The organism is Bacteroides sp. 1_1_14, from assembly GCF_000162515.1.
Classification (GTDB): domain Bacteria; phylum Bacteroidota; class Bacteroidia; order Bacteroidales; family Bacteroidaceae; genus Bacteroides; species Bacteroides thetaiotaomicron.
In genome coordinates this window covers 13,788-27,721 of sequence record NZ_GG774714.1, presented here as the reverse complement: position 1 = coordinate 27,721, position 13,934 = coordinate 13,788, and the positions used below count along the sequence as shown (strand labels likewise).

At 44.3% G+C, this 13,934-nt stretch carries 12 protein-coding genes and 1 pseudogene; 2 read left to right on the top strand and 11 right to left on the bottom strand.

The genetic code is table 11. From position 1 onward, the window contains the following. Positions 1–14 precede the first annotated feature (14 nt). The 4 genes from infB to HMPREF9007_RS01670 all read right to left on the bottom strand — a co-directional run bounded on the left by infB (position 15) and on the right by HMPREF9007_RS01670 (position 6,381). On the bottom strand, positions 15–3,143 hold the full coding sequence (infB, locus tag HMPREF9007_RS01655) for a translation initiation factor IF-2 (protein ID WP_032850782.1): 3,129 nt from the start codon (positions 3,141–3,143) through the stop codon (positions 15–17). A gap of 52 nt (positions 3,144–3,195) precedes the next feature. Then, positions 3,196–4,515 (bottom strand): transcription termination factor NusA, encoded by a 1,320-nt coding sequence (gene nusA / locus HMPREF9007_RS01660; protein ID WP_008763665.1) that lies wholly within the window; start codon positions 4,513–4,515, stop codon positions 3,196–3,198. A gap of 2 nt (positions 4,516–4,517) precedes the next feature. Continuing rightward, complete coding sequence (rimP, locus tag HMPREF9007_RS01665; protein ID WP_008763664.1) at positions 4,518–4,985, bottom strand: ribosome assembly cofactor RimP; 468 nt, start codon at positions 4,983–4,985, stop codon at positions 4,518–4,520. Positions 4,986–5,139: 154 nt separating this feature from the next. Next, positions 5,140–6,381 (bottom strand): toll/interleukin-1 receptor domain-containing protein, encoded by a 1,242-nt coding sequence (locus tag HMPREF9007_RS01670; RefSeq protein WP_008767603.1) that lies wholly within the window; start codon positions 6,379–6,381, stop codon positions 5,140–5,142. Positions 6,382–6,537: 156 nt separating this feature from the next. Between HMPREF9007_RS01670 and HMPREF9007_RS01675 the strand changes: the two genes are divergently transcribed. Beyond that, positions 6,538–6,933, top strand: coding sequence for a hypothetical protein (locus HMPREF9007_RS01675; protein ID WP_008763662.1), 396 nt, complete (start codon positions 6,538–6,540; stop codon positions 6,931–6,933). 39 nt (positions 6,934–6,972) lie between these two features. Here the strand turns inward: HMPREF9007_RS01675 and HMPREF9007_RS01680 are convergent, their stop codons facing one another. Next, complete coding sequence (locus HMPREF9007_RS01680) at positions 6,973–7,671, bottom strand: SprT family zinc-dependent metalloprotease (protein ID WP_008763661.1); 699 nt, start codon at positions 7,669–7,671, stop codon at positions 6,973–6,975. A 134-nt stretch (positions 7,672–7,805) separates the two neighbouring features. Between HMPREF9007_RS01680 and HMPREF9007_RS01685 the strand changes: the two genes are divergently transcribed. Beyond that, on the top strand, positions 7,806–8,591 hold the full coding sequence (locus HMPREF9007_RS01685) for a head GIN domain-containing protein (RefSeq protein ID WP_008763660.1): 786 nt from the start codon (positions 7,806–7,808) through the stop codon (positions 8,589–8,591). A 175-nt stretch (positions 8,592–8,766) separates the two neighbouring features. Here HMPREF9007_RS01685 and HMPREF9007_RS01690 read toward each other — a convergent pair whose 3' ends face one another. The 6 genes and pseudogenes from HMPREF9007_RS01690 to HMPREF9007_RS01715 all read right to left on the bottom strand — a co-directional run bounded on the left by HMPREF9007_RS01690 (position 8,767) and on the right by HMPREF9007_RS01715 (position 13,838). Then, positions 8,767–9,243 carry a hypothetical protein gene (locus tag HMPREF9007_RS01690; protein WP_008763659.1) on the bottom strand — a complete coding sequence of 159 codons (477 nt, stop codon included), beginning with the start codon at positions 9,241–9,243 and terminating at the stop codon, positions 8,767–8,769. Further along, positions 9,233–9,742: an RNA polymerase sigma factor gene (locus HMPREF9007_RS01695; protein ID WP_008763658.1), complete on the bottom strand. Its 510-nt coding sequence runs from the start codon at positions 9,740–9,742 to the stop codon at positions 9,233–9,235. The genes HMPREF9007_RS01690 and HMPREF9007_RS01695 overlap by 11 nt, the downstream gene beginning before the upstream one ends. Positions 9,743–9,803: 61 nt before the next feature. After that, positions 9,804–10,577 (bottom strand): acetylglutamate kinase, encoded by a 774-nt coding sequence (gene argB / locus HMPREF9007_RS01700; RefSeq protein ID WP_008763657.1) that lies wholly within the window; start codon positions 10,575–10,577, stop codon positions 9,804–9,806. Between the two features lie 59 nt (positions 10,578–10,636). Then, positions 10,637–12,530: pseudogene (gene speA, locus HMPREF9007_RS01705) on the bottom strand (biosynthetic arginine decarboxylase). A gap of 117 nt (positions 12,531–12,647) precedes the next feature. Next, positions 12,648–13,175: a shikimate kinase gene (locus tag HMPREF9007_RS01710; RefSeq protein WP_008763656.1), complete on the bottom strand. Its 528-nt coding sequence runs from the start codon at positions 13,173–13,175 to the stop codon at positions 12,648–12,650. Between the two features lie 60 nt (positions 13,176–13,235). After that, positions 13,236–13,838, bottom strand: a complete 603-nt coding sequence (locus HMPREF9007_RS01715) for a nitroreductase family protein (RefSeq protein ID WP_008763655.1) — start codon at positions 13,836–13,838, stop codon at positions 13,236–13,238. Positions 13,839–13,934 lie beyond the last annotated feature (96 nt).

The window sequence follows — 13,934 nt, the reverse complement described above, 5'->3', positions numbered from 1 at the left end:
CGATTCAGTACAATTTATAACGTCTGTTTCACTTCTATTTCTTCGAATGTCTCGATCATATCGCCTACCTTCATATCGTTGCAGTTCACCAAACTGATACCGCACTCGAAGTTTGTACCTACTTCCTTCACGTCATCCTTGAAGCGTTTCAGTGCATTGATGTTTCCGGTGAAGATAACGATACCATCGCGGATCAGACGAGCCTTGTCGCTTCGTTTCACTTTTCCGGTCTTTACTACCGCACCGGCCACAAGTCCCACTTTCGTGATATTGAACACTTCGCGAATTTCGATCGTAGCTGTAATCTGTTCTTTCAGTTCCGGAGCCAACATACCTTCCATAGCGGCCTTCACCTCTTCGATTGCATCGTAGATGACGGAATACTTACGGATATCGACACCTTCCTGTTCCGCCATCTTAGCGGCAGCACCCGAAGGACGTACCTGGAATCCGACGATAATCGCATCCGAAGCAGCAGCCAATGATACATCCGATTCGGAGATAGCACCCACGCCTTTATGGATCACATTTACCTGGATCTGTTCAGTAGACAACTTGATCAACGAGTCGCTCAATGCTTCTACAGAACCGTCCACGTCACCCTTGACGATGATGTTCAATTCCTGGAAGTTACCCAAAGCAATACGACGGCCAAGTTCGTCCAAGGTCAGGATCTTCTGTGTACGCAAGCCTTGTTCACGAGCCAGCTGTTCACGTTTGTTCGTGATCTCACGGGCTTCCTGATCGCTTTCAACTACATGGAATGTATCACCTGCAGCAGGAGCACCGTTCAGTCCCAGAATCAATGCCGGTTCGGCCGGTCCCGCTTCTTTCACGCGCTGATTACGTTCGTTGAACATGGCTTTCACACGTCCGTAGCTGGTTCCTGCCAATACGATATCTCCTACTTTCAAAGTACCATTCGATACCAGCACGGTAGCTACATAACCACGTCCCTTATCCAATGAAGATTCAATGATGGATCCTGTTGCATTGCGGTTCGGATTTGCCTTCAAATCAAGCATTTCAGCTTCCAGCAATACTTTTTCCATCAAATCTTCCACACCCATACCTTTCTTGGCAGAGATATCTTGTGACTGATATTTACCACCCCATTCTTCCACGAGATAGTTCATTGCAGCCAGTTCTTCTTTAATCTTGTCCGGATTAGCAGTCGGCTTATCTACCTTATTGATTGCAAATACAATAGGTACACCTGCTGCCATCGCATGATTGATCGCTTCCTTCGTCTGCGGCATCACGTTATCATCGGCTGCCACAATAATGATCGCAATATCCGTTACTTTCGCACCACGGGCACGCATAGCAGTAAACGCCTCGTGTCCTGGAGTATCCAGGAACGTAATACGGCGTCCGTCTTCCAACTGTACGTTGTAAGCACCGATGTGCTGTGTAATACCTCCGGCTTCACCGGCAATTACATTCGCCTTACGGATGTAGTCAAGCAAGGATGTCTTACCGTGGTCAACGTGTCCCATCACCGTTACGATCGGAGCACGTGGCTGCAAATCTTCCGGAGCATCTTCTTCTTCCACGATAGCCTGTGCCACTTCCGCACTTACATATTCGGTCTTGAAACCAAACTCTTCGGCTACCAGATTGATTGTTTCCGCATCCAGACGCTGGTTGATGGAAACCATCATACCGATACTCATACAAGTTGCAATAACCTGATTGACTGATACGTCCATCATTGTAGCCAACTCGTTAGCCGTTACGAACTCAGTCAGCTTCAGTACCTTGCTTTCTGCCATTTCCTGATCTTCCAGTTCCTGCATACGGTTGGAAGCCATTTCACGTTTTTCCTTGCGGTACTTAGAAGTCTTGTTCTTACCCTTGGTTGTCAGACGTGCCAAAGTTTCTTTTACCTGCTTTGCTACATCTTCTTCGCTAACCTCCTGCTTGATAACCGGCTTCTTGAAGCGATCCTTATTATTATTCTTCTTGTTATTATTATTGCCCTGTCCCTGGCCTTGATCCTGAGGACGGGGATGGTTACCACCACCTTTACCGGTCTGAGTATTGGGTCTCGGAGCAGCAAAGTTGGAAGTTGCCACATTGTTGACATCCACCTTTTCTTTGTTGATACGATTCCGTTTCTTTCTGGCAGCATCGGCATTATTATCTTTTACGCCCGGTTTTGCCTGTTTACTGTCCTCTTTACGGATTTCCTTGATGATAGCTTCCTTCATCAGTTTCTTCTGATCCTGACGAACTTTTTCTTTTTCTTCGCGTTCACGGCGTTTTTCTTCCTTCGATTTCTTCTTAGGACGGGTAGACTGGTTCAATGCAGCCAGGTCAATCTGACCGATGACATTGATCTTCGCTCCCAGTTCCGGTTGACGGATTTTAAACACCTCATTTTCTTTCGACGCATTTTCTTCAGTCGGAGTTGTCACTGTTGCAGTTACTTCTGCCGTTCTTTCTACTTTACGTTCTTCTGCCTTCACAGGTGCAGTTTCTACCACCTTCGGCTCTTCTTTCTTTACTTCTTCCACTACTACTTTCTCAACTTCTACCGGTTTTGTCTCCACTGCAGGTTTCGGCGCTACTACTGGCTGTTCTACCGGAGCAGATGCCGGTGCAGGTTTCGGTGCAATTACTTCCACCTTTTCCACTTTCGGCTCTTCCTTTTTCACTTCGGGTTCAACCACTGGTTTCTCAACGACTGTTTTTTCAGCAACGGGTTGCTTTACCACAGGTTGTTCTACTACAGGTTCTACTTTCTTTTCCGGCGCTTTTTCTACTTTATCTGTTCTCCGACCGCTGAATTTATCCAAATCTATTTTTCCGACAGGTTTAAACTTAGGACGTGCATCCTCCGGTACGACTGTCTTAATCACATCTTCCGACTTCGGTTTCTCCTGCTGCTTCTCGAAGCCCTCGATAGATACCGATGCCTTATTACGTTCCTTATTCTGACGTTCCTGGATGAAACGCTCCGATTCAAGTCTAAGGTTCTTGTCTGTACTAAACTCTTTAACGAGCACAGCGTACTGCTCCTCACTAATTTTGGTATTAGGATTAGCCTCAACGGTATACCCTTTCTTTTGCAGGAACTCAACTACCGTCGCGATTCCTACATTCAAATCTCTTGTAACTTTGTTTAACCTTATCGTCATATTTAAAATTTAATGAATAAATGGAGCGAAGAAAATTCAATCGTAATGCATATTACTCTTGTGTTGGTTCAGCTTCAGGTTCCGCCTCTGTCTCAGGCTCCATCTCTGCTGCCGGTTCTTCTTCAAACTCCGATTTCAAAATACGTATTACCTCGTCCACTGTCTCTTCTTCCAGGTCCGTCTTTTCAATCAACATCTCGCGAGGCGCATTCAACACAGCCTTCGCTGTATCGATACCGATAGCCTTGATTGCATCAATCACCCATCCGTCGATTTCATCTCTGAACTCGTCGAGATAGATATCCTCGTCAGCCACATTCTCATCCAATTCACGGAACACGTCGATAGTGTACTCAGTCAACATACTGGCCAGCTTGATATTCAAACCGCCTTTACCAATAGCAAGCGATACCTCTTCCGGTTTAAGGAATACCTCAGCCTTTTTCTCTTCCTCATTCAGACGGATAGAAGAAATCTTAGCCGGGCTCAAAGCACGCTGGATAAACAATGAAATGTTCGATGTATAATTAATCACGTCGATATTTTCATTGCGTAATTCACGAACAATCCCATGAATACGGCTTCCTTTTACACCTACGCAGGCGCCTACGGGATCAATTCTGTCATCATAAGATTCCACTGCGATCTTGGCACGTTCGCCAGGGATACGGGCAATCTTTTTAATGGTAATCAAACCATCATTGATTTCAGGTACTTCCATTTCGAACAGACGTTGCAGGAAAACGGGAGAAGTACGTGACAAAATAATCTTCGGATTATTGTTCTTGTTGTCTACGCGGGCAACCACTGCACGGGCTGTTTCACCTTTACGATAAAAGTCGCTCGGGATCTGTTCAGTCTTAGGCAACAGCAGTTCGTTTCCTTCATCGTCCAGAAGCAACATTTCCTTTTTCCAGATCTGGTATACTTCCGCGTTGATGATTGTACCTACTTTATCAATATATTTATTATAAATACTGTCTTTTTCAAGTTCCAGAATCTTTGAAGCCAGTGTCTGGCGAAGATTCAGGATAGCACGACGTCCGAACTTGGCAAAGATCACCTCATCAGTCACTTCTTCGCCTTCTTCGTATGAAGCATCGATTTTCTGTGCTTCTGTCAGCGAAATCTGCATATTGGGGTTTGTCAAATCTTCATCGGCCACAACTTCACGGTTACGCCATATCTCGAAGTCACCCTTATCCGGGTTCACGATCACGTCGTAATTCTCATCGGTGCCAAACATTTTCGCGATTACGCTACGGAACGACTCTTCAAGTACGCTAACCATCGTCGTTCTATCGATATTCTTCAGTTCCTTAAATTCCGAAAATGTATCAATCAAGCTGATTGTTTCTTCTTTTTTGGCCATAACTATTTAAAGCTAATTAAGTATTTAGTATATTTTATTTGCTCATAAGTGAAGGTTTCGTCCTCTTCGATCAGCTTCGGACGCTTGGAACCTTCGAGTTTTACCTTCTTCTCTACGCCTACCGTAAACTTCTCTTCATCGGCATCTTTCAGGATACCTGCCAGTTTACGTCCGTCTCTGGTCACTACTTCCACTTCTTGTCCGATGTGGATGTAATACTGTTGCAGCACTTTAAAGGGTTGTCCGATACCGGCAGAACCCACTTCCAGTTCATAATCTTCCTCTTCACGGTTCAGTTTCGACTCGATAAAACGGCTAAGCTCTACGCAGTCTTCAATCCAAACTCCTTCTGCGTGGTCTATTTCGACCACGATCTTGTCATCCGGGCTCACGGTCACCTCTACCAAAAAGTAGTCTTTTCCTTCCAGCCACTCTTCAACAATCTGACAAACAGTTTTCTTTTCTATCATTTATTAACTATATAAGAACAAAAAAAGGAGCTTAATCGCCCCTCCACCTTTCATCCATTTCGGTTGCAAAGATATAAATAATCTATTCGACTACAAAACATTAAAGAAAAAAAGTATGAATTAACAGTCGTATATCAGGCACAAACACCAATATCTAATCATCAACCCAGGAATTCAGATAGTTTTGAGAATCCTTACAGCCTTGAGCTGCGGCTTTTTGGAACCACTTTTTAGCCTTGGCTTTATCTACTGCCACTCCCTGACCGTAAAACAACATGGTAGCAACCGTAAACTGAGCGGATTCCACCCCTCTCTCTGCCGCACGACAAAAATATGGGAACGATTTCGCAATGTCTTTTCTCACTCCATGTCCGTTATAATAAATTGAGCCCAAATTATTCAGCGCCAACGGATAGTCACTCTTTACCGCCTCTTCATAATATTCACGCGCGACATCGTAATCTATTTCCACCCCTTTGCCAAAATGGTACATCATTCCTAAATTATAAGCAGCGGCAGCTTCTCCCATACTTGCAGCTTTCAGGAAACACTCCTGGGCATCTTCAAATTTTCCTTCATCCAGGAAGATAATTCCCAAATCATTGATCTGCCCGGAAGTTATATTTTTAGCTTTCATCAGATATTGCTTTTCAGCCGTAGCCATATCCACAGAAATAATAACTGTCGAAGAATTGGAAAAAGATCCGCTATATTCACATTTCACTTTTTTCCCGTACTCACAGCTATAAACTTCCAGCTGATAGAAATCCTCACTGACAGAATAGTTACCAGTTTCATAAGCATCCAGTTTTCCTTTTCTCTCACCATTCAGGAATATTTCGGCAGCATGATCAGAAGTTACTTTCACTCTCCGCTTAACGAACAGCTGATTGAGCAGTTTTCCGAATAACCCCTGCGCACCGGCATTACTACCGTCTGCAGAAGCGACATTCGAAGCCGGTTGAAAGCCGGGAGGTGAAATTGTATCCACAGCCGGATGTTGCAACAGATCAAGTATGACCGCAGCCAGCTCACTAAACTTCTCTTCCGGATTAGGATAAGCATTCAGCCAGTGTTTATCATTCAGCATCAGTTTCATAGACCCTTTCAGATCAGTAGGATCTATGCGGAAAGGTATAATAGGCTTATTGCTGCTAAAGCCAATATTCAGTTCACTACGCACCCAGCGGGATATTTGAGACGTTTCAGAAAAGACAATCAGGAACACTTTACAGGTCACAATAGCTTCTTCAATAATATCACCATACTCCGCTCCGGGTCTTATGTCACGCGGAGCCATCCAACACTTGATCCTGTTACTTTCTAATGCATGACATATTGCCTGTGCCGTCTGTATATTGGCACTTGAATAGCTAATAAACACTTCATGATCCATAATCTTTATTGTATATATTCAACTTAGGTTTACACACTCCACGACACCGATACAATCCTGAATTCAGACGGATGTTGGTTGCTAAGATAATGAAATTCTTAGTAATACAAAAAATAATTGTATCTTTACACCGCAATAATTAAAAATACAACGGCTATGGCACATCATCTCAACACCAACAAACAGTTTATGGTCGGCAATGGCATTCTGGCTTTTGCCGTCATTTTTGTCGTAGTTATTTTCATTTATATGAGCTTACGCCTGCAACGGGAAAACCAGGCAGAACGACATTATATTGAAACTTATACGATCAGCCTGGTAAAAGGATTTGCCGGAGATTCCATTTCGCTGTTCGTCAATGACAGCCTTATCGCCAATCAAGTCATGCAGGAAGAAGCCTTTACGGTAGAGGTCGGTCGGTTTGCAGAACAAAGCGCACTGATGATTGTAGACAATAAAACGGAAATAGCATCCGTTTTCGATCTCAGCGAGAAGGGAGGAACTTATCAGTTTGAAAAAGAAACGGACGGAATCAAACAGCTTGCTAAATAAGAGTCTGCTTAATATCAGGAGTTCCTTATCCCAAGCATCTTATATCTCTGTGCGATACTTCTTCAAATCTTTACGCAAAGCAAGGGCCTTGCCATCTGTGAACCGGTTCAGCAAGTCCCAGAAACGCTCACCGTGATTCATCTCACGAGTATGGCACAACTCGTGCAGAAGCACATAGTCGATCAGGTGGGAGGGCAACAGGACAAGATAATAGGACAGATTTATATTTTTTCTCGCCGAGCAACTCCCCCAGCGTCCCTGGCTGGAGTTTATCTTCACGCTGGCATAAGACAATCCACATTGCGCCGAAAGATGCTCCAAACGAGGAGGAAGAATACTTTTCGCATTCCGCCTCAAAGATTCTTCAATCACTTTACGCAACCAGTTCTGTAAATTTTCATCAGTAAAATCCGCTTGAGGCGGACAAACGATCTGCATGACACCCAATCGCGAATTAGCCAAAAACTGCTCCTTTTCACCTAAGATGAGAGATAGTTTGAAATGCTCGGCATCAATCTTATAGTCCAAGTCAATCAACGGACGGGCAACCTTCTGACGGGAAAGCAGCAACTTACTACGAAGATTCTCAATAGCACGCTTCACCTCTTTCGTCGTGGTGCCGGGAGGTACAGAAACGTAGACCGCATCGCTTTTGGTACGAAACACCAAACTGCGGGCACGTGGATTGACACGTACTATCAAACTTCCCAATTCATCATCTTCTATCACTGTATCCATTTTCTCCTCCTTAACCGATGCTGCAAAAATAATAAAAAAGAAGCCGGTGGCGAAAAAAGTGATATTCAATGCAACTTTATAGTAACTCGCAACGTCTAATCCATATAAACTCATATTAAAATCAACTATCAATTATGAAAAGAAACACATTGACTGCATGGCTGCTCGGAATAATTCTGATATTCTCCGCCACCTCCTGTTTTAATGACCCTATTGTGAAAGGCAGTAAAAACTACATCACCCAAAAAGAGAATCTGGAACATTTCAATGACATCAGCATGTCCGGAAGTGCCAACATCATCTACCAGCAAGACTCCTCCTCCCGCATCGAGATTTACGGTTCGGACAATATCGTAGAACTCCTGGAAACAAAAGTAAACGGAAAAACATTGAATATAAAATTTAAAAAGAATGTCAATATCATCGACAAGGGCAAACTAGAGATCAAAGTTTTCTCACCGGACCTGAACGGACTGACACTCAACGGATCGGGTGGCATTCTCTTTGCGAATGGCATTCACACCGAGGGAGATCTTAAAGTAACGATTAACGGTTCGGGCAATTTAGGAGGAAGCACATTCGATACCGGACATCTGGCCATCTCAATTCATGGTTCGGGCGATGTCAGGCTCAAACAAATCGACAGCAAGACCTGCTCTGCAAGCATTTCCGGATCGGGCAACATCACCCTTGACGGCATGACAGACGCAGCAAAGTACAACATATCAGGATCCGGCAACATCAAAGCTGTCGCTCTGGAAGCTACGGACGTATATGCAGGCATCTCAGGTTCGGGTAACATCAGCTGCTTCGTCAACGGCAAACTAGGCGGGCACGTCAGCGGAAGCGGCAACGTCGCTTACAAAGGAAATCCTCAGGCTATTGATTTCCCTCACAAGAAGCTCCGCAAACTAGACTAAATCCATAAACATCCCAAAAACATAAAAGGGCTACTGCATCTCGCGGTAGCCCATTTATTTAGTTAGTTTCATTATAAAAAATTTGAGAGAATTGAAAACTTCACAGTTTCGCTTTCGATGTTGTTTTAATTAAAGCACACTAACTATATTATATGTTTAAAGCAAATGAAAATGTCTATTCTTTCATAACCTGCACCTTGTTGATCTTCGCAAGGCTGTCAGCCAATGCCTGATCTGCTTTCAGCTCATTTGACAGAGCTACCGACGGTGCGGTCACCTGTTTGCCAATGGTATCCGTTGCCAATACTCTTCCGTCATCTCCGGAAAAAGAATGTTGCGCTACATTTCCTAATGAAAGGATGATTGCAATCACAGCAGCGGCCTTGAACAGGGGGATGAATCTTCCTGTCAGTGTCAGACGCTTTGCCTTCACTACCGGAGTTTCCACCTGTGCCAGAATACGTGCGTCAAAGTCTTCGCCCAGTCCTACCTCCTGCTGAACCTGCTGATAAACAAACAAGTTTTTATAGCGGAGCAAATGAGCGGGTACTTCCTCCTTTGAGAAGAAGTCGCGCAACACAGATTCCTCCTCCACGGAAGTTTCGCATTGCCAATATCGCTCCAGGAGCTGTTCTATATCCTTATAATCCATATTCGTCAATTTCTAAATACCTTTGTTTTACCTTTTGTCTGGCTCTGAAAAGGTTCACTTTCACTTGTTCCTCTGTCAGATTCAGAAGGGTTGCAATTTTCTTATAGCTTTCACCTTCAATGTCCCTCAGTTGCATGATAAGCCGCTGTTTTTCGGGAAGTTCGTTCACCAGTCTATTGATAATGTTCATTTTCTCATCATGAACCAACTGGTCATACGGACTGTTTGCATCAGGTTCTTCCTCCATTTCGGGGGTGATTTCCACATTCTGAGCTTCTTTCTTCTGGCTCCGGTCTATAGCCAGATTCTTTGCCACTATCAGGCAATAGGCTTCAACCGATTCAAATTGCGACCACTCATCACGCTTGTTCCACACTCTTATCATGGTGTCCTGAACGACATCCTCGGCTTCTGCCCTATCCAGGGTTATTCTGAGCGCCAGTCGAAAGAGTTTATCCTTCAACGGCAAAATATCGTTTCGGAAGCTGATCTCTTGCATCTCTATAATAATGACGGGCTGGGATACGAAAAGTTACAGACGCCCATTACTTTTTTTTGAATTATTTTTTTATCCGCGTTCCTTCGTTGTCTTTAATCGCTGATGCTAAGGTAATTACAACTTCTGTAACTCCTGCATTAATTGCTTCAAAAGAATTCTCCAACTTAGGAATCATGCCACCTTGAATAACGCCGTCGGCAACGTATTGTTCGAATTCGGTACGGGTAATCTCAGGGATCACGCTATCGTCATCATTCTCGTCACGCAGCACACCTTTCTTTTCAAAGCAGTACACCAGCGTCACGTCAAACAGCGCCGACAAAGCCTTTGCCGTCTCTCCGGCAATGGTATCCGCATTTGTATTCAGCATATTACCTTGACCATCGTGTGTCAACGGTGCCATCACGGGCACCACTCCTTTATGAATCAGATCAGCCAGCAAAGAAGCATCTACCTTCTCCACATCGCCCACGAAACCATAATCAACCTCTTTCACCGGACGCTTTACCGATCGGATCACATTCATATCCGCCCCGGTCAGTCCAAGAGCGTTCACTCCACGGGCCTGCAACCCGGCAACAATATTCTTGTTTACCAGACCACCATACACCATCGTTACCACTTTCAACGTTTCCGCATCGGTAATACGACGACCATTTACCATTTTGCTTTCAATACCTAGTTGTGCGGCAATCTTTGTTGCCGAGCGACCGCCGCCGTGAACCAGCACTTTATGTCCGCTGATGGCGGCAAAGTCATTCAACAACTGAAGAAGGGTGGCTTCCTCTTCTACGATTTTTCCACCCACCTTAATTACAGTTAGTTTTTCCCTCATTTTTTATTCAATTCTAATAAGTTTGCCGAATGGAGAACTCGGCTCCGGCACCTTGCCGGTTATTCTAAGTAAGTATAGCCGTAAAGTCCCGAACGATAGTTGGACAGAAACTCTTTACCCTCTTCCAACGATATCTTTCCTTCTTTTACAGACTTGGTCACCCATGTTTCAAGGGTACGTACCAGTTTTTTTAGGATTATATTGTACGTAATCCAACACTTCCGCTACTGTCTCACCATCAATAATCTGTTCGATATTATATCCCTTTTCATTCACAGAAACGTGAACAGCATTCGTATCTCCAAACAGATTATGCATATCTCCCAGAATCTCCTGATAAGCTCCGACCAGGAAAACAGCCAGATAGTAAGGTTCTGTTTTCTTCAGACTATGCACAGGCAGATAATGAGCTACATTCCGGGTAGAAATGAAATTTGCAATCTTTCCGTCCGAATCACAGGTGATATCCTGCAGGGTAGCCGAACGCTCCGGCTTCTCATCCAACCGCTGAATAGGCATAATCGGAAATATCTGATCAATCGCCCAAGAGTCGGGCAAGGACTGGAACAATGAGAAATTACAAAAATATTTATCCGCCAGCAACTTGGACAATCCCCGGAATTCATCCGGCGCATGTTTCAAGCCTCCGGCGATCTGATTAATTTCCCGCGTAATGGACCAATACAAACGCTCGATCTGAGCACGGGTCTTCAAATCCACAATACCATGACTGAACAAGTCGAGCGCTTCTTCCCGAATCTGTTGTGCATCATGCCATGCTTCCAGCATCTTATTCTGGTTCAACGAATCCCAGATACTGTACAGTTCCTGCACAAGCTCATGTGCATCCGGAGCGATTTCCTCTTCATCATCCCATTCCGGAAGAGTAGCTGTTTCGAGCACCTCGAAGATCAAGACAGAGTGATGAGCCGTCAATGCCCGTCCGCTCTCGGTAATAATGTTCGGATGCGGGATGCCGTTTTTATCGCTGACATCTACCAATGTAGAAATGGAGTCATTCACATATTCCTGAATGGAATAGTTTACACTACCTTCACTATTGGAAGAACGGGTTCCGTCATAATCAACGCCCAGTCCGCCGCCGATGTCCACAAACTCCACATTGAATCCCATAGAGTGAAGCTGCACGTAAAATTGAGAAGCTTCGCGCAAAGCCGTCTTAATGCGACGAATCTTCGTCACCTGGCTGCCAATATGGAAATGAATCAGTTTCAGGCAATCTTTCAAGCCCTTGCTTTCCATAAAGTCAAGCGCTTCGAGCAGTTCGCTGGAAGTCAGACCGAACTTGCTGGCATCACCGCCCGATTCTTCCCATTTTCCACTGCCGGAAGAAGCCAGTTTAATACGAATACCGATATTGGGCTGCACATTCAACTGCTTCGCCATTTTGGCTATCAGTTTCAGTTCGTTCATCTTCTCTACTACGAGGAAGATACGTTTGCCCATCTTTTGGGCAAGGAGTGCCAGTTCGATATAACTTTCGTCTTTATAGCCGTTACAAACAATCAATGAGTCAGAATCCGTATTGACGGCAATCACCGCATGAAGTTCCGGTTTGGAACCGGCTTCCAGTCCGAGATTGAATTTCTTTCCGTGGCTGATAATCTCTTCTACCACAGGACGCATCTGGTTGACCTTAATGGGATAGATGATAAAATTCTCGGCTTTATACCCGTACTCTTCGGCAGCCTGCTTAAAACAGGAAGACATCTTTTCAATACGGTTGTCCAGAATATCCGGGAAACGCAACAGCATGGGAGATGCCACATCCCGCAATTGTAACTCGTCAACCAGTTCCTTCAGGTCGACAGTCACTCCATCTCTCCGCGGTGTAACAACAACATGACCTGCGTCATTAATACTAAAGTACGAAGTACCCCAACCCGTAATGTTGTAGAGTTCTTCAGAATCTTCAATACGCCACTTTCTCATTTTCTGTTATTCAGTGTTTTTAGTAAATAATTGGATGGCAAAAATACAGATTTATCTACAGGCTGCCAATTAATTGGATATTATTTCTTTCAATTGGTCTATATAACCGGTCTTAATTTATATTTCCAGCAGTTCCTGCAGGCGTTGCACAGACGATTCAATCTGCCAGCGGTCTTCCAGTTCGTCCGCATTAAAGATATATTGCGCCTGCGTATAAAAAGGTGCACGCTTTTCAAGCGCCTGAATGATGAAATCCATTAATTCATCATCTTCCTTTCCCTGAAGAATGGGACGTTGCTGCTTGGCAATACGCAAGCGTCTGAACAGCACATCGGGATGTACATTCAAGAAAACGGTTTTCCCCGTCCGGTTCATAAACTCCATATTATCATAAAAGCAGGGTGCTCCCCCGCCTGTAGAAATAACGACGTTCTCAAACTCAGCTACCTCATGAAGCATATTTCTTTCCAACTCACGAAATCCGGCTTCACCCCGTTCCGTGAATAGTTCTCCGACAGTTTTATGAAAACGTTCTTCGATATACCAGTCCAGATCAATGAACGGGATATTCAGTTTGCGGGCAAAAGCCTTGCCCAAAGTAGTTTTTCCGGCACCCATATAGCCGGTAAGGAAGATACGAACCATAAATGATTAATTTTGCTCACAAAATTAATCATTTAATGAATAATGAAGAATGATTCTCTATTATTTAAAAACTTTTATCCGTTCTTCCAGTGGCTGGAACTCTTTTTCTCCCGGCTGATTGACGGGCACTCCAAACGGCATTTCCGCAATCAGATGCCAATGTGCAGGCAAATTCCATGCCCGACGCACCTCATCATCAATCAACGGATTATAATGTTGCAAGGAAGCACCGAAGCCCACATCTTCAAGCATGACCCAAACAGCCAGCTGATGCATCGCTGAGGTTTGTAATGACCATCCGGGGAAATTCTCCTGATAAGACGGGAAAGCTTCCTGAAGCCCCTTCACCACCTTCTGATCTTCAAAGAACAGCACCGTACCATATCCACAGGCAAAGGAATTGTCAATCTTTTCTTCGGTTTTCGCAAACGCTTCTCCCGGCACAATCTTCCTCAGCGCATCTTTTACAATGTTCCATAACTTTTTATGAGATTTGCCCAAAAGAAGCACCACACGGGTAGATTGAGAATTGAATGCCGACGGCACGTGTCTCACTGCCAGATTGATAATGCATTCTATCTCCTGATCCGGAATAGGTGACTGGTCGGTAATCGAATAATAAGTCCGACGATTCTTCAAAGCTTCACTAAAAGTTCTTTCCATAATAGCTCCTTTCTTAATTTTATTTTCTTAAACTCCTTATAAATTAGAACAAGCTTCTCTGCCAACTTGTTCGATTCCGGAATATATTTGTACCTT